Here is a 25753-nt window from a genome sequence, read left to right as displayed (position 1 = left end):
ACAGGAGCGCAGCGGATGAAGGCCTATTGGATCGCCCACGTCGACGTGACCGACCCCGAGCAGTATCAGCAATACACCCAGCGCGCCCCCGCTGCCTTCAAGGCATTCGGCGGCCGCTTCCTCGCCCGTGGCGGGCGCAGCGAGGCGATGGAAGGTCGGCCCACTCCACAGCGTAGCGTGGTGATCGAGTTCGATTCGTATGAGCAGGCGCTGGCGTGCTACCGGTCGGCGCTGTATCAGGAGGCGTGCAGCCACCGCCAGGGCGTGGCGAAGGCTGAGGTGATCATTGTCGAAGGGTTCGAGCCTTGAGCTAAAGGCTGATGGCCCTTTCGCGGGTCAAGCCCGCTCCTACAAGGAAGCGCATACCCTTTGTAGGAGCGGGCTTGCCCCGCGAAAGGGCCGACCCTGCTTACGGCATACCCGGCAACTCATGGGGCCGCAGGTCAAACACCAGCACCTCGGCACCCACCCCGTTACCCAGCTCCAGCACCTGTTCCTGCCGCACCCGCACACCATCCCCCTCATTCAGCACCTGCCCATTGAGCTCGATGCTGCCGCGAGCCACATGCACATAGGCATGGCGATTCTCCGGCAAGGTCAGCGTCGCGCGCTCCGCGCCATCGAACAGCCCGGCATACACCCGCGCATTCTGCCGCACCTGCAATGACCCCTCGGCTCCATCCGGCGAGATGATCAGGCGCAACTTGCCGCGTTTCTCCTCGGCACTGAAGTGCTGTTGCTGATACCGCGGCGTCGCTCCTTTCACATTAGGCACGATCCAGATCTGCAGGAAGTGCACCGGCTGCACCTGGCTGTGGTTGAACTCGCTGTGTGCCACGCCATGGCCGGCGCTCATCAGTTGCACATCACCCGGACGGATCACCGAACCGGTGCCCAGGGTGTCCTTATGCTCCAGCGCGCCTTCGAGCACGTAGGAGAAGATTTCCATATCGCGGTGCGGATGCTCGCCAAAGCCTTTGCCGGGGATGACCCGGTCGTCGTTGATCACCAGCAGGTCAGAAAAACCCTGCTCCTCGGGGTTGCGGTAATGGCCGAAGGAGAAGGTGTGGAAGGATTTTAGCCAGCCATGGAAGGCCAGGCCGCGGTCTTGGGCGTTTCGGACGGTGAGCATGACGAATCTCCAGTAAGGGCAGGGCACCTGGGCCCTGCCACGCGGATGGCTGGTGTTATTGCAAATGCACGTTCAGTTCGTTTGCGGCCTGACGCATCGCTGCTTTCACAGCCGGTACCTGGCTCAGCGGGTTGAGCAGTCCATAGTCATGAATCATCCCGTTGTAGCGCACCGAGGTCACCGTCACACCCGCCGCATTCAGCTTGCGGGCATACGCCTCACCCTCATCGCGCAGCACATCGAACTCTGCCGTTTGCACCAGCGCCGGTGGCAGGCCCTTGAGCTGTTCGCTGCTAGCGCGCAGCGGCGAGGCGTAGATCTCTGCCCGTGCCTTGGCATCGGTGGTGTAGTTGTTCCAGAACCACTTCATCATCCCGGTGGTGAGGAAGTGCCCCTCGGCGAACTGCTTGTACGACGCGGTCTCGAAGCTGGCATCGGTCACCGGCCACATCAGCAGCTGGAAGCGCAGCGCCGGGGTGCCGGCTTCTTTGGCCTTGAGCGCGACCACCGCCGCCATGTTGCCGCCGACGCTGTTGCCGGCCACGGCCAGGCGCTTGCCGTCGACACCGATTTCCTTGCCGTGCTCGGCCACCCATTGGGTCGCGGCGTAGGCCTGGTTGATCGCCGTCGGGTAGTGCGACTCAGGCGACGGGGTGTAGTCCACATAAACCGCCACCGCGCCGGAGCCGACCACCAGGTCGCGGATCAGCCGCTGGTGGGTCGGGAAGTCGCCGAGCACCCAGCCACCGCCGTGGAAGAACATGAACACGGGCAGCTCACCTTTGACATTGGCCGGGCGCACCACTTGCAGCTTGATCGACTGGCCGTTGGCCTGGATGGTGCGTTGCTTGACCTCGATACCGGACAGGTCGACTTTTACCGAAGCCTGAGCACCGGTCAGCACGGCGCGGGCATCTTTCGGGCTGAGCTGTTCGAGTGGCTTGCCACCCCCTTGCTCCAATGCTTCGAGGAAGGCCTGGGTGTGCTGTTCAACGCCTGGGCTACCTGCCGCGAAAGCGCTGGACACGGACAGGGCGAGGAGGGAAGCGGTGAGGGCTTTGTGGACAATGTTCATGAGCGAATCCTTTTCTATGTAAGTGCTGGTAATGGGCGTCTTGCCTGGCCTTCAGGGCCATCGCTGCGACCTGTGTGTAGATTAAGGAGATGCACTTACGGGAAAAAGCCGCTATAAAGCGTTTGACTGTCACCAAGAGCGAGACAATGAACCCCTACGAAGACATGCGCATCTTTGCCCAGGTCATGGAAGCCGGCAGCTTCACTGCCGCCGCCGACCGCCTGGGCATGTCCAAGCAATCGGTCAGCCGCCGCCTGATGCAGCTCGAAGAGCGCCTCGGCGTGCGTCTGCTCAACCGCTCCACCCGCCGCCTGGATGCCACGCCGCTGGGCCAGCACTACTACCAGTCGGCGCTGCGCCTGCTGGGCGAGGTGCAACAGGTGGAACACGACATCAGCGGCCAGACCCAGGCCTTGCGCGGCACCTTGCGCCTGAGTGCGCCGCTGTCGTTCGCCATGGCCCACCTGGGCTGCCTGCTGACCGAGTTTCTGCAGTTGCATCCGCAGGTGGATGTGGAGGTGGACCTCAGCGACCGCCCGGTGGACCTGATCGGTGAAGGCTATGACCTGGCGCTGCGTATTGGCGCGCTGGAGGACTCCAGCCTGATCGCCCGGCGCATCGCCGATGTCGAGCGGGTGTATTGCGCAAGCCCGGCGTACCTCGACGCACGTGGCGTGCCGGCCAAACCGGAGGACCTTGCCGGGCATGACTGCCTGCCCTATGGGCACTCGCGGCAGGTGCAATGGCAGTTCAGGCAGGGCGGCAAGACCCAGGCGATTCAGGTGAGCGGGCGGATGCGGGCGAACAACGGCGAGTTGCTCCGGGATGCGGCGATTGCCGGGATGGGGGTGACCTATCTGCCGACCTTTATCGTCGGGCAGGCGCTGACGGACGCGCGCTTGGTGACGGTGCTGGATGAATGGGTGACGCCAGCGTTGCAATTGTCGGCGGTATACCCGCAGCACCGGCAGGTGGCGCGGCCGGTGCAGGGGTTTGTGAGCTTCCTGCGCGAGCGGTTGACTCAACTCTGAAAGCGCGTTGGCTTCTTCGCGGGTTTACCCGCGAAGAGGCCGGCACAGGTCAACGCATAAGTTGATCCAGCGCGACCCACCCGCCATCGAACTCATCCATGGCATCCAGCACCGCCTCCTGGAAATACGCCAACGACGCCCGGTCGAACAGCAACTGCAGGGCTGGCAGTTCATCGCTCCCGACATTCACCACGATCACGTTGATCCGCGCCGCCGATGTCTGCGCCACGGCACCGACCGCAAATGCCTGCAAGCGCAGATCGACCCCGCACAATTTGGCCATCACCGCACTGCAATGCTCCCCCGACAGTTGCAACCAGGCATGGCTGTCCTGACGCGGCAATAGATAGTTGCGCCGGGCATCCTGCACCCACGCCTGTTCTTCGGCGGCCACCCGCGCGCCTTGGCCGGCAACGCTGCCCAACAACAGATACTCAGTGGCCGACAGTCGCGCGACCCAGCTGCCGTCATCCTGGCGCAAGGCCAGGTTGGGCTGCGAGGGCAGCCGGTAACCGCGTTCCTCCAGGTAGGCCGCACTGTCCCCCCCGCGAAACCCGACCCGCGCCAGTTCGGTCAGGTCGGTCAACGCACAGGTATGCAACAGCTCGGCCCGCGGGCTGCGTGGAATGAAGGCTTCAGCTTTCAGGCTGGTCATGGCTCAGAGCTCCTGGCGCAGGTTGTCGGGATCATGGAAAGGCAGTTGCACCACCTCGGCATTGACCATCACGCCGCCTTCCACGCGAATCGGGATGTGCATGCCAGGCGTCGCCTGATGGGCACCCGCGTAGGCCAGGCCGATGATTTGCCCCAAGGTCTGCGAATACTCGCAGGAGGTGACGTTGCCGCTGATGTCCGGGCCGTCCAGCACCAGGTGGCCTTCCAGCGGCTGCGGGCTGCCCTTGGGCAGGGTGAAGCCGACCAGCTTGCGCTTGAGCGGCTGCGCTTCGAGGATTTCGATCGAGCGCTTGCCGACGAAGAACGGCTTCTTGCGGCCGATCGCCCACTGCATGTCGATCTCCGCCGGGTGGGTCATGCCATCGGTGTCCTGGCTGATGATCACGTGGCCTTTCTCCAGGCGCAGCAGGCGCTGGGTCTCGACGCCGAACGGGCGGATGCCGAGCCCTGCACCGGCTTGCATCAGCGCGTCCCACAGGCGCTCGGCGTGGCGCGCCGGTACGTGCACTTCATAACCCAGTTCGCCGACGAAGCCGACCCGCAGGATGCGCGCCGGGATGCCGGCCACCGTGCCCAAGCGCACCCCCAGGTAAGGGAAGGCTTCGGCCGACAGCTCGACATCGTCACAGACCTTGGCCAGCACCTGGCGGGACAGTGGCCCGGCCAGGTTGACGGCGGCCAGGACGGCAGTGACGTTGGTGATGTCCACGTCCAGCCGCCACTGCGCGTTCCACTTGAGCATCTGCTGGTAGATACGGTCGACGCCGCTGGTGGTGGCGGTGACATAGAAGTGCTGTTCGGCCAGGCGTGCACAAACGCCGTCGTCGATCACCACGCCGTGCTCATTGGTCATCAGCGCATAGCGGGTGCGGCCGATGGCCAGCTTGGCGAAGCCGAAGGTGTAAAGGCACTCCAGCAGTTCGGCGGCGTCCGGGCCGCGCACGTCCAGGCCGCCGAGGGTGGAGACGTCGATCAGCCCGACTTTTTCGCGCACATGGCGGGCTTCCGCCTGCATGCAGCGCTCGCGTTCTTGCGGCTTGCCGTAAAAGGCCGGGCGCTGCCAGATGCCGGCGGGCATCATCTTCGCACCCGCCTGCAGGTGGCGGCGGTGCATTGGCGTCTGCCGGTACGGGTCGAACGCCCGGCCGGCGACGTGCGCCAGCTTCTCTGCCTGGAACGGCGGACGGGCGGTAGTCACACCGGTTTCGCTGATGCTGCGGCCGGTGGCCTGAGCCACCAGGCGCGCGGTGGGCAGCGCCGAGTGGCGGCCCTGGGACGGGCCCATGCCGACCGTGGAGAAGCGCTTGACCAGTTGCACGTCGCGGTAGCCGCTGCGGGTGGCATTGACGATATCGCGCACTTGCAGGTCTTCATCGAAGTCGACGAAGTCCTTGCCCTTGGGGTGCGGGAAGATCGGCCAGGGGAAGTTGACATTGGCCTCGGCAATGTAAGGCGACGGCGTTGCGGCTTGCAGGCCCAGTGCCGCGAGGGCTTCGGCGGCGCCGCGGCTGGCGTCGGTGAGCACGTTGTCCAGGCGGTGGCGGCCGTTCACGGAACCTGCGATATCCAGCCCGGCGGGCAGGTTGCTGATGGCGAACTCGTCGCGGTTGACGTCATAGGCCAGCTTGCCGCCAGCCTGGCACAGCAACTGATACACCGGCATGTAGCCGGCGGACATGCACAGCAGGTCGCAGGCCACGCGCAGGCCGTGGTCGCCCACCTTGCCCTGGCCCGTGATCGGGCGAATGTCAGCGCCCGTGACATGGCGCATGCCCGTCTCGTGCAGGGCTTCATAGACGGTGCTGCCCAGGTGCAGGGGAATGTCGCGACGCTTCAGTTCGCTGGCCAGCGCGGCAGCGGCAGGTGCGGCGCGCATGTCGACCAGGGCGGCGACGGCCACGCCTTGCTCCTGCAGGTCGAGCGCGGCCAGGTAGCCGTCATCGTGGCCGGTAAGGATCACCGCACGTTGCCCCGGCTTGACGGCGTACAGCTTCATCAGCCGTTGCGCGGCACTGGTCAGCATGACCCCAGGCAGGTCGTTGTTGCGGAACACCACCGGCTGGTCGAACGATCCCGCCGCTACCAGGCAGCGGGCGGCGCGCACCTTGTACAGGCGCTTGTGCTGGATCACTGGCAGGTAGTTGTCGGTGAACCAGCCGTTGCAGGTGGCTTCGCACAGTACCTGGATGTTCGGGTGGCCTTCGACGGCGGCCAGCAGTTCCTGGCGCAGGCTGGCGGCGCGGGTGCCGGCGATGTCGAAGCGGGCGTAGGTCAACGAACCGCCGAGCACCGGCTGTTGCTCGACCAGCAGCACCTTGGCCCCGGCATTGGCCGTGTCCAGCGCGGCGCGCAGACCGGCCGGGCCGGCACCGATCACGGCCACATCGACAAACAGATAGGCCTTGTCGTAGTACTGCGGCTTGAAGCCAAGGTCGAGCACGCCGAGGCCGGCCTTCTTGCGGATCAGCGGTTCCCAGACCTTCCACATGCCCTTGGGCTTGTAGAACGAGCGGTAGTAGAAACCCACCGGCATGAAGCGCGAGAACTTGCCCAGGTAGGCGTCGCGGTCGTGCTCCAGGCTGCCGTTGAAGTTCTGCCCGGCGACCACCTGGCCGTCGCGGGCGGCCTCCAGGTCGGCCAGCACGTTGGGCTCTTCGGGCAATTGCACCAGGGTGTTGGCGTCTTGCCCGGCCATGCTCAGCGGGCCGCGCGGGCGGTGGTACTTGAACGAGCGTGACAGCAGCCAGCGGCCGCTGCCGAGCAGGGCGCTGGCAATGGTGTCACCGGCAAAGCCTGGGCAGGCCTGGCCATCGAATTCAAAGCTCAGGGGCCGCTCGCGGTCGATCAGCAGGCCCATGGGCGCGGGGAGGCGAGTGAGGCTGTTCATCCGGCGATCTCCGGGGTGGCGGCAGGGGTGAAGTCGACGCGCCGGTCGAATAGCGCTTTCGGGTCGAAGGTGCGCAGCACCTGGTCGCTGACGGTGTGGCGCTCGGCCAGGAACCAGTAGCTCGAGGCGTTGTGCAGCCACCATTCGATGACCACGCCAGCCTGGTTGTCGCTGTTGAACACGTGGTCAGCCCATTCGGCGTCACTGCAGCTGGCCGGGTCGGGCATGTGCTTGAACTCGCCGCCGTAGGTGAACTCGCTGATGTTGCGCGGCCCGTTCAAGGGGCAGGTCAGGATCTTCATCAAGGTGCTCCTTAGTGGCTGGCCGCGGTGGCGCCCATTTCGTTGACTTGCTGGAAGCGGCTGAAGCGTTCCAGGGCGAAGGGCGCGATCATCTCCGGTACCTTGCCGCCACTGGCGACCAGCTCGGCCATGGTCTTGCCGCAGATCGGCGTGGCCTTGAAACCCCAGGTGCCCCAGCCGGCGTCGAGGTAGTAGTTGTCGACCGGCGACAGGCCCATGATCGGGCTGTAGTCCGGAGTCATGTCGGTCATCCCGGCCCACTGGCGCATCAACTTGGCGTTGGCCATGAACGGGAACATCTCGATGGCGTGGGCCAGCAGGCTTTCCTTGAGGTCAAGGGTGGAACGGGTGTTGTACAGCGGGTAGGGGTCGGAGCCGCCGCCGAAGACGATCTCGCCACGGCTGGTCTGCTGCACGTAGCAGTGCAGCGCCGAAGAGCTCACCAGCGGGTCGAGGAACGGCTTGAACGGCTGGGTGACCATGGCCTGCAGCGGGTAGGTGTGGATCGGTGCGCGGATGCCGGCCTTGGCCATCAGCAGCGAGCTGGCCCCGGCCACTGCCTGTACCACACACCCGCACTGCACGGTGCCGCGGTTGGTCTTGACCGCCTCGATGCGACCGTTGCGGATCAGCAGGTCCTGCACTTCGGTCAGCTGATGGATTTCCACGCCGCGCTTGGCGGCCTGCTTGGCGTAGCCCCAGGCCACTGCGTCGTGGCGCGCGGTGGCGCCGTCGATGTGCCACAGGCCGGCGAGCACCGGCAAGTGGCCGGGGTCGAGGTTCAGGCTCGGCACCAGTTCGCGGATCTGCTGGCGGTCGATCATTTCGGTGCGCCCGCCGAAGTGCTTGTTGACCTCGGCGCGCTGGCGGAAAGCGCGCACGGTGGCGTCGGTGTGCGCCAGGGTCAGCTGGCCACGCTCGGAATACATGATGTTGAAGTCGAATTCGTTGGACAGGTTCTGGAACATCCGCACGGATTCGGCATAGAAGCGTACGCCCTCGGAGGTCAGGTAGTTAGAGCGGATCACCGCCGTGTTGCGCGCGGTATTGCCGCCGCCCAAGTAGGCCTTTTCCAGCACCGCGACGTTGGTCACGCCGTGGTATTTGGCCAGGTAGTAGGCGATGGCCAGGCCGTGGCCGCCGCCGCCAATGATCACCACGTCGTAGCGCGGCTTGAGTTCGCACGGTGGTGGCAGGTCGACCTCCACCGGGTAGTCGGCGCTCAGGCCGTATTTCAGCAGGGCGAAAGGCATGGGGTGCGCTCCTGGTGGGCGGCCTGTTGCTGCAGGTCGAGGGCGAGCAGGGTGTTTTTCATCAGGTAGGCGATGGTCATCGGGCCGACGCCGCCGGGCACCGGGGTAATGGCGGCAACCTGAGGCAGCGCGGCGTCAAAGTCGACGTCGCCGACCAGGCGGCTGTGGCCGCCTTCCTCGATGCGGTTGATGCCGACGTCGATCACTACCGCCCCGGGCTTGAGCCAGTCGGCGCCAATCAAGCGCGGCTTGCCGACCGCCGCGATGACGATGTCGGCCTGGCGGCACAGCGCCGGCAGGTCGCGACTGCGCGAATGCACCACGGTCACCGTGCAGTCGGCTTGCAGCAACAGCGCGGCCATGGGCTTGCCGACGATGTTCGAGCGGCCGACCACCACCGCATGCTTGCCGCGCAACTCGCCGCAGGCATCACGCAGCAGGCGCATGCAGCCGCCAGGGGTGCACGGGGTGAGCACGTCCCGCCCCTGGGCCAGGCCGCCGACGTTGGCACTGTGGAAACCGTCCACGTCCTTCAGCGGGTCGATGGCCTGGAGGATGCGGTGCTCGTCGATACGCTTGGGCAGCGGCAGCTGCACGAGAATGCCGTTGACCTCGGGGTCACGGTTGAGCCGGTCGATCAAGGTCAGCAGTTGTGCCTGGGTGGTATCGGCGGGCAGGCGATGTTCCAGCGAGCGGATGCCCACTTCATCGGCGCGCAGCACCTTGTTGCGCACATACACCTGGCTGGCCGCATCGGCCCCGACCAACACCACCGCCAGGCCCGGCTGCACGCCAGCCTGGCGCAAGGCCTGCACCTGCTCGCGAACCTCGGTCAGCACCCGCGCCGCAGTGGCCTTGCCGTCTATCAGCTTGATGCTGGGGGTGGCGTTCATTTGAAGATCACCGTGCGGTCGTGGTTGAGGAACACCCGGTGCTCAAGGTGGTACTTCACCGCACGGGACAGGGCAATGGTCTCGGTGTCACGGCCGATCGCCACCAGGTCGTCGGGGGCATAGGCGTGGTCCACCCGCTGCACTTCCTGCTCGATGATCGGCCCCTCGTCGAGGTCGCTGGTGACATAGTGGGCGGTGGCGCCGATCAGCTTTACCCCGCGCTGGTAGGCCTGGTGATAAGGCTTGGCGCCCTTGAAGCCGGGCAGGAACGAGTGGTGGATGTTGATCGCCCGCCCCGCCAGCTGGCGGCACAAGTCGTCGGAGAGGATCTGCATGTAGCGCGCCAGCACCACCAGTTCGGTGCCGGTGTCCTCGACGATGCGCATCAGCGCGGCCTCCTGCTCGGCCTTGGTCTCCTTGGTCACTGGCAGGTAGATGAAGCGGATGCCTTGGCGCTCGGCCATCGGCCGCAGGTCGAGGTGGTTGGAGACCACCGCTGTGATCTGCATGTCCAGCTCGCCCTTGGCGTGACGGTAGAGCAGGTCGGCCAGGCAGTGGTCGAACTTGCTCACCATCAACAGCACGCGCAGCGGCCGGGCGCTGCTGTGCAGGCTCCAGTCCATGTCGAAACGCTGGGCCACATCGGCGAAGCCCGCTTCCAGTTGCGGCGTGTCACCGCTGACACCGGTGTTGTAGCGGAACACCGCGCGCATGAAGAAGCGGCCATTGTCCTCGTCGTCGAACTGCGCCATCTCGCTGATGTAGCAACCGTGCTCGGCCAGGTAAGTGGTCACCGCAGCGACGATGCCGGACACGGCCGGGCAACTGACGCGCAGGATGAAGTGATCGGGAGCGGGGTGCATGTCGGATAGGCCTCGTGATGGAGTGGGGCAGGTCGGGCACAAGGGCAAAAGAGGCTTCGCGGCAAACGAAGTGATGTTTCTTTCTGGGAATATAAATTTCCCTTGGGCGATTTATAGGCGAAGCGTGGGGTCGGGGTCTAGCAGTTTGTGAAATTTTTTATCCTGTCAGGAAAGTTTTTGAGCTGTTTACAGTGAGCGGGTCGGTAAGGCTATGCTTGCTCCATGAGCACTCCACCCCCTCTGCGCCAACCGTGCCCCCCTGGCGCCTGTGACTGCGGCCGCGAACACCTGGCCGAGCAACCGCCGGCGGCCCAGCGCATCCTCCTGCTCACCCGCCAGGAAGAAAAACGCCTGCTCGAACGCCTGGAACAGCTCAAAGACCTCGAAGACCTGCAGCGCCTGCAATTGCGGCTGTACGAAAACCTCGGCATCCGTGTGCACATCAGCCCCGGCTTCAACGAGGTACGCACCATGCGCGGCATCGTCATCGAGCTTGAAGACCAGCCCGGTCTGTGCCGCAAGACCCGCCAGTCGATCCCGGCCGCGATCCGCCGTGGCCTGGAGCGCAATCCACAGGTGGCGTTCCGCCTGCTCGACGCGCATGACTTGCTGAGGGATGCGTGAGTCTAATTTTTCCGAAGTTTCCTACGTCTACCTGAGAGCTTCCATGCGCCAAGTGCGCACTGGCATCTATCACTCAAGGAGACAGGCAATGACTTCCGTATTCGACCGCGACGATATCCAGTTCCAGGTAGTGGTCAACCATGAAGAGCAATACTCCATCTGGCCAGACTACAAGGCCATCCCCGAAGGCTGGCGTGCGGTGGGCAAGCGCGGGCTGAAGAAGGACTGCCTGGCCTACATCGATGAAGCCTGGACCGACATGCGCCCCTTGAGCCTGCGCCAGCAGATGGCGGAAGCTGCCGCCCAGTGACCACGCTCAACCTGCTGTGCCTGCCGTACTCTGGGGCCAGTGCCATGGTCTACAGCCGCTGGCGGCGTAAGTTGCCGGCCTGGCTGCAGGTGCGCCCGGTCGAGTTGCCCGGGCGTGGTGCGCGCATGGGTGAGCCGCTGCAGACCGACATGCAGGCGCTGGCCCGGCAGTTGGCCAGCGAGCAACGCCTGGCCGCCAGCGCACCTTATGCGCTGCTCGGCCACAGCCTGGGGGCACTGCTGGCCTTTGAACTGGCCCACGAACTGCACGCGCTGGGTTGTCCGCCACCGTTGGCGCTGTTCGCCTGCGGCACGGCGGCGCCCACCCGGCGCGAAGATTACGACGGCAACAACTGGCGCGATCCCAAGACCGATGAACAGCTCAAGTCCGAACTGCGCGAGCTCAATGGCACGCCGGAGGAGGTGCTGGCCAATGCCGAGTTGATGAACCTGACCTTGCCGACCTTGCGCGCCGACTTTCTGCTCTGCGGCCGTTACCTCTACCGTCAACGGCCGCCCTTGCAATGCCCGCTGCACGTGTTCGGTGGCGAAGCGGACCGGGCCAGCGCGGAGCAGTTGCAGGCCTGGCGGCAGGAAACACACGGCACGTTTTCGCTGCAGATGTTCCCCGGCGGCCACTTCTTCATCCACGAACACGAGGACCGCGTGCTCGGTGCGCTGACGCAGGTCCTTGAGGCGCATAGGCTTTCTGCCTGATTGACGTCGCCGCCTGCGTGGGAGAGGCTAGGCCTTTTCCCAGGCAAGGGGCAGACCATGCTGATCGAACATCACAAGGCCACGTTGCTGGCCGTCGACATCCAGGAAAAGCTCATCGGCGCCATGAGCGACCCGCAGGGTACGCGTGCCCGGGCGCACTGGTTACTCTCGGCGTGCAATGACCTGGAGCTGCCGATCGTGATCTCCGAGCAGTACCCCAAGGGCCTGGGCCACACCCTGGCGGAACTGCTCGCGGTGGCGCCTGCGGCCGAGGTGGTGGAGAAGACCCATTTCTCCTGCGTGGCCGCCAAGTGCCTGCCGGCCAGCTTGATGGCCCGTGAGCAGGTGATCGTCTGCGGCATGGAAACCCACGTCTGTGTGCTGCAGACCGTGCTCGGCCTGCTGGCCTTGGGCAAGCAGGTGTTCGTGGTCGAAGACGCTTGTGACAGCCGCACCCCGGCCAACAAGGCCGCGGGCCTAGCGCGTATGCGCCAGGCCGGGGCGCAGGTGGTGAGCCGGGAGATGGTGCTGTTCGAGCTCATGGGCAGCGCCAGCCACCCGCAGTTCCGCCACATCAGCAAGACCTACATGGTCGGTGAACAGCCCTGAACGGGCGGCTGTTGGCGGCAGGGTTGATGGCCCTGGCGCTGCTGCAGGGCTGCGCCGGGCGCCGCGAGGAAGAGCCCGAGGCCGACCCTGCCAAGGTGCTTGCCCAGCTGATGCGCCTGTTGCCGGCACAGGCCAAGGACCGCGAAGGCTGGGCGAAGGATATCCAGGTGGCGTTCGAGGCCCAGCGCATCACGCCGAGCAAGCGCAATCTGTGCGCAGTGCTGGCGGTGACCGAACAGGAGTCGACGTTCAACGCCGACCCGCAGGTGCCCAACCTCGGGCGCATCGCCCGCGAGGAAATCGACCGTCGTGCGGCGCGCCTGCACATCCCCCGGTTGCTGGTCGACGGCGCCCTGAAGACCCCGTCGGGCAATGGCCAGAGCTATCAGCAGCGCCTGCTGGCGGTGCGTAGCGAGAAGCAGCTGAGTGCGCTGTACGACGAATTCATCGCCCGCCTGCCGTTGGGCAAGACCTTGCTCGGTGGCTTGAACCCGGTGCACACCGGTGGGCCGATGCAGGTCAGTATCGAATTCGCGGAAAAGCACGCCAAGGATTACCCCTACACTTACGACGGCACGATTCGCCAGGAAGTCTTCAGCCGCCGTGGGGGCATGTACTTCGGTATCGCCCACCTGCTCGGCTACCCGGTGCATTACGAGCGGCAGCTGTACCGCTTCGCCGATTTCAATGCGGGCTGGTACGCCAGCCGCAATGCCGCGTTCCAGGCTGCCTTGAGCAAGGTCACGGGAGCGAGCCTGGCGCTGGATGGCGACTTGATCGCCCCTGGCTCGATCATGCCCGGCAGCACTGAACAAGCGGCGCGCAAGCTGGGGGTGAAGCTGGGGCTGCGCAACCCGCAGATTCGCAGCCAGCTGGAATTGGGGGACAGCCTGGCGTTCGAGGACAGCAAGCTGTACAGCGGGGTATTTGCCCTGGCCGATGCGGCGGCGGGCAAGCCTTTAGCGCGGGCAGTGCTGCCGGGGATCGAGCTGAAGAGCCCGAAGATCACCCGCAAGCTGACCACCGCCTGGTTTGCCGGGCGGGTGGATGAGCGCTATGAGCGGTGCATGAACCGATAGCTTTCTGACCCTGTCGTCGGTACTTCGAGACGCGAAAGGGCCGCAACGCGGCCCCGGTTGCTGCCGATCAGACCTTGAACTGCGCGACCATGCCGTTCAAGTCCACCGCCAGGCGCGACAGGTCCTGCGCCGCCGCGCTGGTCTGATTCGCCCCGGCCGATGTCTGCATCGCCAGATCGCGAATGTTCACCAGGTTACGATCCACCTCCCGCGCCACCTGCGCCTGCTCCTCGGAGGCGCTGGCGATCACCAGGTTGCGCTGGTTGATCGACGCGATCGCCTCGGCAATCACCTCCAGCGCCTCCCCGGCACCTTGCGCCACTTCCAGGGTGCCGTTGGCCCGGCCGCGGCTGCTGTGCATCGCGGTCACCGCGCGTTCAGTACCGTTCTGGATGCCGGCAATCATCTGCTCGATCTCTGCCGTCGACTGCTGGGTGCGGTGGGCGAGGGCGCGTACCTCATCGGCCACCACGGCAAAGCCACGGCCTGCCTCACCGGCGCGGGCGGCCTCGATTGCCGCGTTGAGCGCCAGCAGGTTGGTCTGCCCGGCAATCGCGCCGATCACATCCAGTACCCGGCTGATCTCGTTGGCGTTATTGGCCAGCTGTTCGATCTCGGTGGAGGTGCCGGTCACGTCATCGACCAGATGCTGGATGGAAGCCAACGCCTGGTTGACCTGGTCACGGCCATCGCGGGTGCTCTGATCGGCACCTTTCGACGCGTCGGCCGTGGTCACGGCGTTGTTCGCCACTTCTTCCACGGCGGCAGTCATCTGGTTGACGGCAGTGGCGGCCTGGTCGATTTCCGCGCTCTGCTGGTGCAGGCCGCGGCTGGTGTCTTCGGTAACGGTGTGCAGTTCTTCCGAGGCCGAGGCCAGCTGGTCGGAGGAGGCGGCAATCTTGCGCAGGGTCTCGCGCAGGCTGTGCTGCATGCGGCTCAGGGCGCGCAGCAGCAGGGCCGGTTCGTCGTGGCCGACGACACGGATGTCCTGGGTCAGGTCGCCGGTGGCCACACGCTCGGCCACAGCGACCGCATCGGCCAGTGGCACCACGATGCTGCGGGTGAGCAGGGTGGCAATCGCCGCCAGGGCGAGCATGATGATCGCCAACGACGCGATGACGGCGGTGAACGCCTCGTCTGCAACGTCGCTGCTGCGCTGCGAGGCATCCTCGGCGCCTTTGCCGTTGTAGGCAATGAGCGCGGCCATGGCCTTCATCATGGTGTCGGCATATTGGGTGAGCGGGCCGCTGATCTGCTGTTTGGCCTCGTCCATGTTGCCGGCTGCGATGTCCTTCAGCACGCTGTTCTGCAGGGTGAGGTATTGCTGGTGGGCAGCACTGAAGGCGTTGAACAGGGCGCGATCATCGGCGGCGATGATGGTGTCCTCGTAATCCTTGAGGCCACCGCTGAGCTGCTCGTTGATGCCTTTGAGCATATCGATGTTGCGCCCGCGCTCGACGCTGTTGTCATCCAGCGCGGCGCGCAGGGTGACGGCGCGGGCGCGGCCGAGGTTGGTGCTGATTTCACTGAGGGCGACCACGGCGGGCATCCAGGTGACACGGATTTCGTCCGTGGCCTGGTCCATCTGCCGGGTTTCATGGAGTGCGATAAGGCCCATGGCCAGGACCAGTGCGCCCAACAGGGCGAATACGCTGATTGCGCGGGTGCCGATCTTCATATTCCGTAACTGCATGGAATGCTCCTTGACGTTGGCGTGCAGGCGTCAAGAGCATGGACGGAAGGCCGGGTCACCGGGGTGGTGCCAGGCTCTCGATGCGCTGCGGATTTAAGTGTGTGCCTCACCCTATTTAGCTGTTTTTTTGTCGAATGATGCCATATGGCCACTAATATTGACCAGTCATTCAATGTAAGCGTATTTTTCGACAAATCCGTCATTTTTTGACGGATCTGTCAGCAATTTGCGCTTAAACGATGGCGATCAGCGGGTCGGCAGCGGCCAGCGCCAGGGCGCGGTCGGCGGCTGGTGGGTAAATCCACACGCCGTTGATCTGGCGCTTCAGGTCCTTGCCTTCCTGGCCCTGCAGTTTCAGTTCGCGCTCCCAGCCTTCGCTGAACGCCGCGCCCCATTCACCGAGGTCCAGGCAGGTGACGTACTTGGGCTGGCGGTAGACCACTGGTGCTACACCGAGCAGGTCGGCCATGGCGTTGTTGCCGCAGTGGCGGCCCATGGGGATCGCGTGCTGGCATGTCATCAGGGCGTGGTTGCCTTGGTCGTCGACGGCGGCCCAGGCGGTGTCACCGGTGGCATAGATGTGCGCCTGGCCGATGACCTTCAGATGGTCGTCGACCTTGAGGCGGCCGAAGGTGTCGCGTTCGCCGGCGACCTGGGCGGTCAGCGGGCTGGCCTTGACGCCGACGGTCCAGATCACGGTCTTGCTGGCAATGTATTCGCCGTTGTCCAGGGTCACGCCTCCGGCATCGACGGCCACCACCGAGGTACCGGTCAGCCATTGCACGCCCGCCTGATCCGAGGCGGCGACGATCGACGGGGTGATACCCGCGCCCAGTGCCGCGCCGACAGTGGCACCACGGTCGACCACCAACACCCTCAGCGCAGTATCGTCGCCAAGGATGGCACGCAGGCGGGCCGGCATTTCAGTGGCGGTTTCGATGCCGGTGAAGCCACCACCGCAAACCACCACAGTGTTGCGCGCCGGCGAAGCGGGCAGGGCGGCCAAGCCCCGTAGATGCTGCTCAAGGTGCATGGCCGACGCCATCTGGTCGACATCGAAGGCATGTTCGGCCAGGCCCGGGACCGCAGGGCGCGCCACCTGGCTGCCAGCGGCGAGGATCAGGCGGTCGTAGCCGATCTGCCGGGGCTCACCGTTGGCATCGGTGTAGCTGACGCTGCGGCTGTCGGCATCGATGGCTTCGGCATTGCCGGCGATGAAGCGCACCCCGACCGCATCGAACAGTTCACCAACCGGAGCCTTCAGGCTGTGCACGTCGGCTTCGTAGAAACGCGGGCGGATGCGCAGTTCCGGTTGCGGGGCCAGCACGCTGATGCTCAGGTCATCGCGTTGGGCCTGGTCGAGCAGGCGGGCGGCGCTCAGGGCGCTCCAGACACCGGCAAAGCCGGCACCGATGATCAGGATGTTCGATTTCATGGAAGTGCTCCGCAAGGTTGAAGAAGGCTTCGAGGGCGCTCGTTGCGCTGCCTGAGCAACTACGACTGTATTGATCGCAGTTTAAAACGGCAAGCTTTTTTTGTGACAGGGCGCCGCGCGACCTGCGGTCGAAACCGGTCCAGTGCATGTGTTTAAAGGCTTTCGCGGTTGAAATCTGTTTGATAAATGTCGACGTGTGACTTCAGGCGGCTTTGCGTAGGCTCTTCGATAGGCGTACTATTTGCGACAATTTTGGTCGGAGATATCTGTATGTCGCTCTACAGCGCCGGTGTCGAATACGGCATCCATTGCCTGCTGTACCTCGTGGATGAACGAGGTGATACCCGTGAGTCCAGCGTGCGCGACCTGGCAGAGCTGCAAGGCGTGCCGCAGGAGTACCTGGCCAAGGTCTTCACCAAACTCGCCCGGGCCAGGCTGGTAGTGGCCACAGAAGGCGTGCGCGGCGGTTTTCGCCTGGCGCGGCCGTCGGATGAAATCACCGTGCTGGATATCGTCAACGCCATCGACGGGCCGAAGAAAATTTTCGATTGCCGCGAGATTCGCGAGCGCTGCACGTTGTTCGAAGGCGCGGCACCGGGCTGGGCGACCGAAGGCACGTGTGCCATTCACGCGGTGATGCTGGGGGCGCAAAAGCGCATGGAAGAGGCGTTGGCGCAGCAGACCATCCTCGACCTGGCGCGGCGCTTTGGGCGTAAGGCGCCGGCCGAGTTCGGGCAGCAGGTCAATGACTGGATGGGCGAACGGCGCGAGGGCAAAGGCGGGGGCGATATCCCCGTCAATCAGGTTTGAATCTATCGCCTGTGCCGGCCTCTTCGCGGGCTTGCCCGCTCCCACAGGTACTGCACAAATGTTCAGAACTGTGCGGTCCCTGTGGGAGCGGGCGAGCCCGCGAAGAGGCCGGCACAGATCAGCGCTGTTCGTGCTGGCGACGATAGGCCCCCGGCTGCACCCCCATGGCCTTGGCAAACGCCCGCGTGAACGCCGCCACCGACTGGTAGCCGGCCTGTGCCCCCACCTGCTCCACGGTATTGCCCGCCTGCAACAACCGGCAGGCATGGCGCATGCGCAGCGCCAGCAGCACCTGCCCCGGCGACTGCCCAGCCAGTTCATTGAAGCGCTTGAAGAACGCCGAGCGCGATAGCCCGGTACAGGCCGCCATGCTTTCCAGCGTCCAGGCCTGCCCAGGCTGTTCGATCAACTGCTCCAGCAACCCGGCAAACGCTGGCTGGCGGGCAAGCGCGACCAGGCCACCCAGCGATTGCCCAGCGTGCACCTGCTGGCGCAGCACATAAAGGAACAGCAAGTGCGTCAGGCGCTCCAGCAGCGTTTGCGACGGCGAGCCCTGGCACTCCTCCAGAATCAGCCCGAACAACGCCCGCGCCGCATGCCCGGCCGGCTCGTCGGCGCGTAGCACGATCCAGTCGGCCAGCCCCTCGACGATCAGTGCCGACAACCCCGCACGGAAGTCGAAGAACCCGCAGACCAGGCCCACGCCATCGCTCGCCGTCGCATCCAGCGCCTGCATCTGCCGGCGTGGCTGGGCGCAGGCGGCAATCGGGTCCTGGTCGCTGGACAGCCGATAGGCAAGGTCACGCAGCAGGAACACGGCATCGCCGGCCGCCAGCCGCACGGCCTCGGCCTGGCCATCGATGTGCAGCCAGCAATGCCCCTGCACCACCAGGTGAAAACTGGCGCGGCCCATGCCCTGGGTGCTGGCATGCCAGCCGCCGCAGTAGCGGCCGACATGGAACAGGCTGGCGTCAAGTTCGAGGCTCTCTAATAACCAATCGACAAGATGGCTGGATGAAATCATCTAATGCAAAGACTCAGGAGCAAGGAAAGGCGACTGATGAATATGGAGGGTAATTCTTATAACCAACAGACTGTAGCGACACACAGCAAAAGGAGACCACTCCATGACCTCGCGCATTACTCTACACACTCTGCAGAGCGCCCCGGAAGCGGCCCGTCCATTCCTCGAAAACGCCCAGAAGAATTCCGGTTTCATTCCCAACCTGCTCGGCGTGCTGGCCAATGCCCCGGCGGCGCTGGAAACCTACGTTACCGTCTCGGCCCTGAACGGCAAGGCCGAGCTGACCCTGGCCGAGCGTGAGGTGGTGCAATTGATCGCTGCCACCCAACACGGTTGCGACTTCTGCGTCGCCGGCCACACCGCCGTGGCCCTGAACAAGGCCAAGCTGCCCGCCGAGGTGGTCGAAGCCCTGCGTGCCCGTGGTGAACTGCCCGATGCCCGCTTTGAGACCCTGGCCGAATTCGCCCGTGAAGTCATTGCTACCCGCGGTAATGTCAGTGACGCCACTTACCAGGCCTTCCGCGCAGCCGGTTTCACCGAGGGCAACGCCCTTGAAGTGATTCTCGGTGTGAGCCTCGCAACCCTGTGCAACTTTGCTAATGTGTTCGCCCAGACGCCGCTCAACGACGAGCTGAGCAAGTACCGCTGGCAGCCAACCGCGTAATCTCTTGCGCCTGGCGCTGGTGGCGCCTGCGATTTCAAAAGGAGTAGGGACATGCTTGATTCTGCATTTCGTCAATGGCTGGATGCCAATGCCGAGGCAATCGACCAGGGCCAGTGCGACCCGCAACAGGTGCTGGCGCACATCGCCGAATCGCAACTGCTGCGCGTCGGCGTCGACCCGGCACTGGGCGGCAGCGGTGGCGCGGTCACCCATGCGGTCGAAGCCATCGCCGCCATCGCCAGCCGCTCACTGGCCGCAGCGTTTGTCTGCTGGGGCCAGCGCGCGTTCATCGAATACCTGCTGCAAAGCCCCAACCAGGCCCTGCGCGAGCGCCTGCTGCCGGGCTTGCTGACCGGGGAGCTGGCCGGTGCTACCGGTTTGTCCAATGCCATGAAGTTCCTCTCCGGGATCGAGGCGCTGCAGGTGCGTGGCCGCCCCGAGGCGGCGGGCTGGACCCTGGAAGGCCGCCTGCATTGGGTGACCAACCTGCGCAAGAGCGGCTTCGTCGTGGCAGCGGCCATCGAGGATGACGCCGGCGGCTCGCCTTTCGTGATGGCCATCCCTTCCGGCAGCCAAGGCCTGGAGCGCTCTGACGACCTGGAGCTGATGGGCCTGCAATCAAGCAATACCGCGGCGCTGGCATTCCACCAGGTCGAGTTGAGCCGCGACTGGCTGCTGCACGAAAACGCCCGCGAATTCCTGCCCAAGGTGCGCCCGGCGTTTCTCGCCCTGCAGTGCGGCATGGCCATCGGCCTGGCTCGGCGGTCGCTGGACGAAGTACACGATCACCTGCACGGGCGCCTGTCGTTCCTCGAAGAACACCGCCAGGTGCTCAAGGAACGCCTGGAAAACACCGTGGCCGAGCTCAAGCAAGGCCTGCTCGAGGGGCGCTTCCAGGGCCAGCCAGCGGCGCTGTTCAAGCTGCGCATCACCCTTGCCGAAAGTGCGGCCGACGCGGTGCAGCTGGAGCTACAGGCCAGCGGTGGCAAGGCGTACCTGGATGAGTTCGGCGCCGGTTTCGCCCGCCGCTGGCGCGAGTCGGCGTTTGTGCCGATTGTCACCCCAAGCCTGGTGCAACTGCGCGCAGAGCTGCATCGCCAGGCCGCCAACGCATGAGCCAAGCGTTGCTCGAAGCCCGCGAGATCAGCCTGGGCTACCCGCGCGAGGGCGGCTGGCAGGAAGTGCTGGCGCGCTTCGACTTGCAACTGGCGCCAGGGGAGGTGGTGACCATCCTCGGCCCCAGTGGCGTCGGCAAGTCCAGCCTGCTGCGGGTGCTGGCCGGCCTGCAGCCGCCGCGCGGTGGCAGCGTGACCCTGCACGGCGAGCCGCTGCAAGGCCCGCATCCACGTCTGGCGGTGGCGTTTCAGGACCCAAGCCTGCTGCCTTGGCTGAACCTGGAAAAGAACGTCGCCTTCGGCCTGGATTTCGCCCGCCAGCCCACGCTGGCCACGGCCGAACGCCGAGCGCGCATTGACCATGCCATCAGCGCGGTGGGCCTGGCCCATGCGCGCAACCAGTATCCGGCGCAGTTGTCCGGCGGCATGGCCCAGCGCACCGCGCTGGCCCGCTGCCTGGCGCGCCAGCCAGAGGTACTGCTGCTCGACGAGCCGTTCGGCGCGCTCGACGAAGTGACCCGTGCCGACATGCAGCAACTGCTGCTGCAACTGATTGCCACCCATAACACGGCGGCCGTACTGATTACCCACGATATCGACGAAGCCCTGTTGTTGTCCGACCGGGTGCTGCTACTGGGCAACCACCCGGCGCACATCCTTGGCCAATGGCACATCGACCTGCCGCAACCGCGCGCGCAGCGGGTCGAAGAGCTGGGCGCGCTGCGTATCGAAATCCTCAAGACCCTTCGGCGGGCCAGCCGCACCGCTGCACCTTCCTCTACCTCGTTGCCTTCGGAGCCTGCACATGTGCATGGATGACTGCTGTTCCGCCACTTCGCGTCGTGATTTCCTCAAGCTCAGCGCCATGCTCACCGCCGCCGGTGCCGTACCGTTGCTGGCCAGCCTGCAGGCTCGTGCCGCGGCTGAACCCGACGCGCCCGTGCGCATCGGCTATTTGCCGATCACCGACGCCACGCCGCTGCTGGTGGCGCACAACAACGGCCTGTTCGAGGCCGAAGGCATCAAGGCCGAGCGCCCGGTATTGCTGCGCAGCTGGGCGCAGGTGATCGAAGCGTTCATCTCTGGCCAGGTCAATGTCATTCACCTGCTGTCGCCGATGACCGTGTGGGCGCGTTACGGCAGCAAGGTGCCGGCCAAGGTGGTGGCCTGGAACCATGTGGGCGGCTCGGGCCTGACCGTGGCGCCTGACATCACCGACATGAAGCAGCTGGGCGGCAAGACCGTGGCCATCCCGTTCTGGTACTCGATCCACAACGTGGTGCTGCAGCAGATGCTTGGCGACAACGGCCTGACCCCGGTGTCAAAGCCAGCCAATGCCCCGCTGGCGGCCAACGAAGTCAACCTGCTGGTGCTGCCGCCGTCGGACATGCCGCCAGCCCTGGCCAGCAAGCGCATCGCCGGCTACATCGTCGCCGAACCGTTCAACGCCCTGGCCGAGAACCTCAAGGTCGGCCGCGTGCAGCGCTTCACCGGCGATGTCTGGCGCAACCACGCCTGCTGCGTGGTGTTCATGCACGAACACGATCTGAACAACCGCCCGGAGTGGTCGCAGAAGGTGGTCAACGCCATCGTCAAGGCCCAGCAGTGGACCCGTGACCACCGCGCCGAAGCGGCGGCGCTGCTGTCCAAGGCGGGCCCCAACAAGTACACCCCGCATGAGCCGGCGGTGCTTGCCAAGGTGCTGGCGCCGGCCGCCGAAGACCGCGCCAGTTACATTGCCAGTGGTGCGATCCAGCATCAGCAGTGGGACGAAAAGCGCATCGACTTCCAGCCTTACCCGTACCCGAGTTACACCGAGGAACTGGTCAAGCGCCTGAAGCGCACCCTGATCGAAGGCCAGAGCGATTTCCTCGCCGGCCTGGACCCGGCGCAGACCGCTCGCGACCTGGTCGACGACCGCTTCGTGCGCAACGCCATTGCCGCCGTTGGTGGCCCTTCGGTGTTCGGCATTGCCGAGAACTTCCAGCGTAGCGAGGAGTTCGCGGTCTGATGCGCAAGCACGTCGTACATGCCGGCCTGGGTCTGGCCGGCCTGCTGGGGTTGCTGTTGCTGTGGTGGGCGGGTGTGCGGCTGTTCGGCGAGGCCGATGGCCTGTCGGCGCGCTTCTCGCCCCAGGCGACCCTGGCCAGCCTGGTCGAGCTGCTCGGCCAGGGTGAGGTCTATGGGCATATCTGGGTCAGCCTCAAGCGCATTCTGGTTGGCTTGCTGCTGGCGCTGCTGATCGGCGTGCCACTGGGTTTGCTGGTGGGCAGCTACCGGCACCTGGAGGCGGCGACCACGCCGGCGTTCCAGTTCTTGCGGATGATCTCGCCACTGTCGTGGATGCCGGTGGTGGTGATGCTGATGGGCGTGGGTGACCAGCCGATCTACTTCCTGCTGGCTTTCGCCGCCTTGTGGCCGATCCTGCTCAACACCGCCGCAGGCGTGCGCCAGCTTGACCCACGCTGGCTGCAGCTGAGCCGCAGCCTGAGTGCCACGCGCTGGGAAACCTTGTGCAAGGTGATCATCCCCGGGGTGATTGGCCATGTGTTGACCGGGGTGCGCCTGGCCATCGGCATCCTGTGGATCGTGCTGGTGCCGTGCGAAATGCTCGGGGTGAGTGCGGGGTTGGGCTACTTCATTCTCGATACCCGCGACCGCCTGGCTTACTCGGAGCTGATGGCGATGGTGCTGCTGATCGGCGTGCTGGGGTTCATGCTCGATGCCCTGGCCCGTGGGCTGCATCGGCGCTGGGTGCATGCCTGAACGGCCAGTTTGGCCTCTTCGCGGGTTTACCCGCGAAGAGGCCGTCAGATCAGTGCACCGACTTGCGCTCCCGCACGCAGGCGTTCGCCTGGGCGGTCAACTCATCCAGCCACTCATCGCGCTGTTGCTCGGCATCGAGCATGGCCTCTTCACCCTGCTGATTGAGCAGGTAAGTGTGAATCTGCAGCACCTCGGCGGTCTGGTAGATCGGTGCAATGTCCAGCCGACCGATCAACGCACCACTGGCCTGGCCAGTGCTGCTCATCAACACCTGCGGCCCGCTGGCGGCCACCACCTGCATGCCCATGTTTTCGAACCACGGCACCTGATGGGCAAAGGCATTGAGCTCGACGCTGGCATGGCGCGCCCGCACGTCACCCAACAGGGCGCGGGCAATGCCCTGGCGGCGCTGGCTGGGCAACACGGCAAGAAACGCCAGGGCACAGGCCTGGGGGTTGTCCTGGGCCGGCAAGCTCAGGGCAAAACCGAGCAACTGGTCCGGTGCGTCGGCATCCAGGGCCAGGGTCAGCTGCACGGCCAGGCCGCGGGTGCCGTCCATGGCTTGCAGGTACTGGTGCACCTCCATGCCGACACCGTACTGGTACAGCGGATACAGCGGGTTCTCGGCACGAATGGCGACACTGCTCAGTTCGCCAACGTTATGAATCACCAGCTCGCGGATCTGGTTCTGGAAGGACTCGGGCGGCACGCTGTCGAGGCGGCTCAGGATGAACATCGGTGGACGGGCTCCGGCTGCGGTTGGCTCACCCCGCGCCGGGCTGGCGCGGGGTGCACAGTCTAAACCCTTTTTAGCCGCGCATCGCGGCAAGCATCAGGTCGAGGTTCTGCACCGCCGCGCCCGAGGCGCCTTTGCCGAGGTTGTCGAATACCGCCGTCAGCACCACCTGGCCATGCTCGGGGTTGGCGTACAGCGCCAGGCGCAGGTCGTTGCTGTCATTCAGCGCCTCGGGGTCGAGCGGGGTGGCCGGGCCCTGCTGGTGCAGGGGCATCACCTGCACATGGCGGGCGCCCTGGTAGTGCTGCTCCAGGCAAGCCTGCAACTGCTCGGCGCGGGGCTGACCCGGCAGCAGGCGCAACTGCAGTGGGATGCTCAGGACGATGCCCTGGCGATAGGCCGCGTAACCCGGCAGGAACATCGGCCGTGCGGACAGGCCGGCGTGCAGCTGGATTTCCGGCACGTGCTTGTGCGCCAGTTCCAGGCCATACAGTTGCAAGGTTGGGGTGTGTTCGGCACCCGGCGTCTCGTGCCGCTCGACCGCCGCGCGACCACCGCCGGAGTAACCGGAGATGGCGTGGATGCTCAGTGGGTAGTCGGTCGGTAGCAGGCCTGCCTTGACCAGCGGACGCAGCAGCGCGATGGCGCCGGTCGGGTAGCAGCCAGGGTTGCTGACCCGCTTGGCCTGGGCGATGCGTTCGGCTTGCTGGCCGTCCAGCTCCGGCAGGCCGTAGACCCAGCCTGGCGTGGTGCGATGCGCGGAGCTGGCGTCAATCACCCGCACGGTCGGGTTTTCAATGGCTGCCACGGCATCGCGGGCGGCGTCGTCGGGCAGGCAGAGCAAGGCGATGTCAGCGCTGTTGATGGCATCGCTGCGGCGTTGTGGGTCCTTGCGCTCGGCGTGCGGCAGGGTCAGCAGGCGCAGGTCATTGCGGCCTTGCAGACGGGCGTGGATCTGCAGGCCGGTGGTGCCTTGGTCACCGTCGATGAAAACAACTGGGGTGTGCATGGTCGGGGTCCGGTCACGGGAGGGGATGGCCTATGCTCGCTTGTGGCCTTGCCAAAGAAAATTTGAATATCATGATGCTGACGTTCAGTTTTCATGAATCAAGGATCGCCACCCATGCGCGAAATCAGCCTCGACCGCCTCCGTACGCTGGTGGTGATCACTGACCTGGGCTCCTTTGCCGAAGCCGCTCGCCAGCTCAACCTGGCACCGCCCACCATCAGCCTGCACGTGGCCGAGCTGGAGGCGCGGGTCGGCGCGCCGCTGCTGACCCGCAACCGCAACCAGGTACGCCCCACGGCCATTGGCGAGACCTTGCTGGCTCGCGCCAGGCGCCTGCTGGCCGATGCCGACCTGGCCCTGGACGAAGTGCGCCGCCAGGTCGAAGGCCTGACCGGGCGGGTGCGCCTGGGCGCCTCCACCGGTGCCATTGTCCATCTGCTGCCCAAGGCCCTGGAGCACCTGCGGGTGGCGCATCCGGGCATCGATGTGCAGGTTCAGGTGCTGACCTCCCGGGCTTCCCTGGCACGTTTGCGCGAAGGCTCCCTGGATATCGGCCTGGTGGCGCTGCCGCAGGTGGCCGGCAAGGGCATCAGGGTCACGCCCTGGCGGCGTGACCCGATCCTCGCGTATGTGCCGGCCGAGTGGCAACCACCGGCCAAGGTCACCCCGGCGTGGCTGGGGCAGCGCGCGTTGATCCTCAATGACAGCAGTACCCAGTTGTCCCGCGTGACCGGTGAGTGGTTTGCAGCGGCAGGCTTGTATCCCGAGCCACGCATCGAGCTGAACTACAACGATGCGATCAAGAGCCTGGTAGGCGCCGGCTATGGCGCGACCTTGCTGCCGCAGGAAGGCGAGGCCGCCGAACTGGACCGGCGGATTGCCCGCCGGCCGCTGCGGCCGGGGTTGTGGCGGCAGTTGGGGATTGCCTGCCGAGAGGGAGAGGTGGAGCGGGCGACGGGGTTTGTGCTGGAGGCGCTGAAGTGCTTGCGGGAGTAACGCTGGCAGGTTGTTCGCCGTGGCAATTTCAGCGCCTGTGAGATCGAGCGCCGCCC

27 protein-coding genes are annotated in these 25753 nt (G+C 65.4%); 14 read left to right on the top strand and 13 right to left on the bottom strand.

The annotated features are described in order from the left end of the window. Positions 1-15 precede the first annotated feature (15 nt). Positions 16-309 (top strand): DUF1330 domain-containing protein, encoded by a 294-nt coding sequence (locus APH28_RS15880; protein ID WP_060510889.1) that lies wholly within the window; start codon positions 16-18, stop codon positions 307-309. Positions 310-409: 100 nt separating this feature from the next. On the opposite strand, the gene APH28_RS15875 is transcribed toward APH28_RS15880, so the two are convergent. Together APH28_RS15875 and APH28_RS15870 are read right to left on the bottom strand one after the other, a co-directional pair. Next, positions 410-1132: a pirin family protein gene (locus APH28_RS15875; protein WP_060510888.1), complete on the bottom strand. Its 723-nt coding sequence runs from the start codon at positions 1130-1132 to the stop codon at positions 410-412. A 55-nt stretch (positions 1133-1187) separates the two neighbouring features. Next, on the bottom strand, positions 1188-2207 hold the full coding sequence (locus APH28_RS15870; RefSeq protein ID WP_060510885.1) for an alpha/beta hydrolase: 1020 nt from the start codon (positions 2205-2207) through the stop codon (positions 1188-1190). Positions 2208-2353: 146 nt separating this feature from the next. Between APH28_RS15870 and APH28_RS15865 the strand changes: the two genes are divergently transcribed. After that, a complete protein-coding gene (locus APH28_RS15865; RefSeq protein WP_060510884.1) occupies positions 2354-3238 on the top strand; it encodes a LysR family transcriptional regulator in 885 nt (294 codons plus the stop codon). A gap of 49 nt (positions 3239-3287) precedes the next feature. Here APH28_RS15865 and APH28_RS15860 read toward each other — a convergent pair whose 3' ends face one another. From APH28_RS15860 to purU, 6 genes are read right to left on the bottom strand one after another with little or no spacing between them, the layout of a single operon-like run. After that, the gene (locus tag APH28_RS15860; RefSeq protein ID WP_060510881.1) at positions 3288-3893 is read right to left on the bottom strand and encodes a sarcosine oxidase; all 606 of its coding nucleotides are present in this window, start codon (positions 3891-3893) and stop codon (positions 3288-3290) included. Between the two features lie 3 nt (positions 3894-3896). Beyond that, positions 3897-6800: a 2Fe-2S iron-sulfur cluster-binding protein gene (locus tag APH28_RS15855; RefSeq protein WP_060510879.1), complete on the bottom strand. Its 2904-nt coding sequence runs from the start codon at positions 6798-6800 to the stop codon at positions 3897-3899. Beyond that, positions 6797-7102: a sarcosine oxidase subunit delta gene (locus tag APH28_RS15850; protein WP_060510876.1), complete on the bottom strand. Its 306-nt coding sequence runs from the start codon at positions 7100-7102 to the stop codon at positions 6797-6799. The genes APH28_RS15855 and APH28_RS15850 overlap by 4 nt, the downstream gene beginning before the upstream one ends. 11 nt (positions 7103-7113) lie before the next feature. After that, positions 7114-8355, bottom strand: coding sequence for an FAD-dependent oxidoreductase (locus APH28_RS15845; protein ID WP_060510874.1), 1242 nt, complete (start codon positions 8353-8355; stop codon positions 7114-7116). Further along, on the bottom strand, positions 8337-9248 hold the full coding sequence (gene folD, locus APH28_RS15840; RefSeq protein WP_060510872.1) for a bifunctional methylenetetrahydrofolate dehydrogenase/methenyltetrahydrofolate cyclohydrolase FolD: 912 nt from the start codon (positions 9246-9248) through the stop codon (positions 8337-8339). The genes APH28_RS15845 and folD overlap by 19 nt, the downstream gene beginning before the upstream one ends. Continuing rightward, positions 9245-10111 carry a formyltetrahydrofolate deformylase gene (purU, locus tag APH28_RS15835; protein WP_060510871.1) on the bottom strand — a complete coding sequence of 289 codons (867 nt, stop codon included), beginning with the start codon at positions 10109-10111 and terminating at the stop codon, positions 9245-9247. The genes folD and purU overlap by 4 nt, the downstream gene beginning before the upstream one ends. 222 nt (positions 10112-10333) lie before the next feature. Between purU and APH28_RS15830 the strand changes: the two genes are divergently transcribed. From APH28_RS15830 to APH28_RS15810, 5 genes are all read left to right on the top strand, one after another. After that, positions 10334-10735 carry a hypothetical protein gene (locus APH28_RS15830; protein ID WP_060510869.1) on the top strand — a complete coding sequence of 134 codons (402 nt, stop codon included), beginning with the start codon at positions 10334-10336 and terminating at the stop codon, positions 10733-10735. Positions 10736-10823: 88 nt separating this feature from the next. Then, positions 10824-11045 (top strand): MbtH family protein, encoded by a 222-nt coding sequence (locus APH28_RS15825; protein ID WP_060510866.1) that lies wholly within the window; start codon positions 10824-10826, stop codon positions 11043-11045. Next, on the top strand, positions 11042-11761 hold the full coding sequence (locus APH28_RS15820; RefSeq protein WP_060510865.1) for a thioesterase II family protein: 720 nt from the start codon (positions 11042-11044) through the stop codon (positions 11759-11761). Before APH28_RS15825 ends, APH28_RS15820 begins: the two co-directional genes overlap by 4 nt. Positions 11762-11818: 57 nt before the next feature. Beyond that, positions 11819-12370, top strand: coding sequence for a hydrolase (locus tag APH28_RS15815; protein WP_060510863.1), 552 nt, complete (start codon positions 11819-11821; stop codon positions 12368-12370). A gap of 26 nt (positions 12371-12396) precedes the next feature. Next, positions 12397-13449, top strand: coding sequence for a DUF1615 domain-containing protein (locus tag APH28_RS15810; protein WP_060510861.1), 1053 nt, complete (start codon positions 12397-12399; stop codon positions 13447-13449). A gap of 67 nt (positions 13450-13516) precedes the next feature. On the opposite strand, the gene APH28_RS15805 is transcribed toward APH28_RS15810, so the two are convergent. Both APH28_RS15805 and APH28_RS15800 read right to left on the bottom strand, forming a co-directional pair. Then, entirely contained in the window at positions 13517-15127 is a 1611-nt protein-coding gene (locus APH28_RS15805; protein WP_371263092.1) for a methyl-accepting chemotaxis protein, read from the bottom strand. Between the two features lie 247 nt (positions 15128-15374). After that, positions 15375-16577: an NAD(P)/FAD-dependent oxidoreductase gene (locus APH28_RS15800; protein ID WP_060510856.1), complete on the bottom strand. Its 1203-nt coding sequence runs from the start codon at positions 16575-16577 to the stop codon at positions 15375-15377. A 270-nt stretch (positions 16578-16847) separates the two neighbouring features. On the opposite strand from APH28_RS15800, the gene APH28_RS15795 reads away from it, so the two are divergent. Next, complete coding sequence (locus APH28_RS15795) at positions 16848-17387, top strand: Rrf2 family transcriptional regulator (protein ID WP_060510854.1); 540 nt, start codon at positions 16848-16850, stop codon at positions 17385-17387. Positions 17388-17505: 118 nt separating this feature from the next. On the opposite strand, the gene APH28_RS15790 is transcribed toward APH28_RS15795, so the two are convergent. Next, positions 17506-18411, bottom strand: coding sequence for an AraC family transcriptional regulator (locus APH28_RS15790; protein WP_060510847.1), 906 nt, complete (start codon positions 18409-18411; stop codon positions 17506-17508). A 103-nt stretch (positions 18412-18514) separates the two neighbouring features. Here APH28_RS15790 and APH28_RS15785 point away from each other — a divergent pair, with 103 nt between their 5' ends. The 5 genes from APH28_RS15785 to APH28_RS15765 are packed head-to-tail and all read left to right on the top strand — an operon-like array spanning position 18515 to position 22956. Then, positions 18515-19075: a carboxymuconolactone decarboxylase family protein gene (locus APH28_RS15785; protein ID WP_060510845.1), complete on the top strand. Its 561-nt coding sequence runs from the start codon at positions 18515-18517 to the stop codon at positions 19073-19075. A gap of 51 nt (positions 19076-19126) precedes the next feature. After that, positions 19127-20191, top strand: a complete 1065-nt coding sequence (locus tag APH28_RS15780; RefSeq protein ID WP_060510843.1) for an acyl-CoA dehydrogenase family protein — start codon at positions 19127-19129, stop codon at positions 20189-20191. Continuing rightward, positions 20188-21009, top strand: coding sequence for an ABC transporter ATP-binding protein (locus APH28_RS15775; RefSeq protein WP_060510840.1), 822 nt, complete (start codon positions 20188-20190; stop codon positions 21007-21009). The genes APH28_RS15780 and APH28_RS15775 overlap by 4 nt, the downstream gene beginning before the upstream one ends. Next, complete coding sequence (locus tag APH28_RS15770) at positions 20996-22201, top strand: ABC transporter substrate-binding protein (protein WP_060510838.1); 1206 nt, start codon at positions 20996-20998, stop codon at positions 22199-22201. The genes APH28_RS15775 and APH28_RS15770 overlap by 14 nt, the downstream gene beginning before the upstream one ends. Beyond that, positions 22201-22956: an ABC transporter permease gene (locus APH28_RS15765; protein ID WP_060510836.1), complete on the top strand. Its 756-nt coding sequence runs from the start codon at positions 22201-22203 to the stop codon at positions 22954-22956. The genes APH28_RS15770 and APH28_RS15765 overlap by 1 nt, the downstream gene beginning before the upstream one ends. 49 nt (positions 22957-23005) lie before the next feature. On the opposite strand, the gene APH28_RS15760 is transcribed toward APH28_RS15765, so the two are convergent. Both APH28_RS15760 and argC read right to left on the bottom strand, forming a co-directional pair. Beyond that, positions 23006-23692 (bottom strand): GNAT family N-acetyltransferase, encoded by a 687-nt coding sequence (locus APH28_RS15760; protein WP_060510834.1) that lies wholly within the window; start codon positions 23690-23692, stop codon positions 23006-23008. Positions 23693-23765: 73 nt separating this feature from the next. Then, positions 23766-24701 (bottom strand): N-acetyl-gamma-glutamyl-phosphate reductase, encoded by a 936-nt coding sequence (gene argC / locus APH28_RS15755; protein ID WP_060510832.1) that lies wholly within the window; start codon positions 24699-24701, stop codon positions 23766-23768. Positions 24702-24815: 114 nt separating this feature from the next. On the opposite strand from argC, the gene APH28_RS15750 reads away from it, so the two are divergent. Further along, on the top strand, positions 24816-25697 hold the full coding sequence (locus tag APH28_RS15750) for a LysR family transcriptional regulator (RefSeq protein WP_060510830.1): 882 nt from the start codon (positions 24816-24818) through the stop codon (positions 25695-25697). Positions 25698-25753 lie beyond the last annotated feature (56 nt).

The sequence above is a fragment of the Pseudomonas sp. NBRC 111124 genome, from assembly GCF_001320245.1.
Lineage (GTDB): Bacteria > Pseudomonadota > Gammaproteobacteria > Pseudomonadales > Pseudomonadaceae > Aquipseudomonas.
This window is presented reverse-complemented; position numbering and strand designations above follow the sequence as displayed.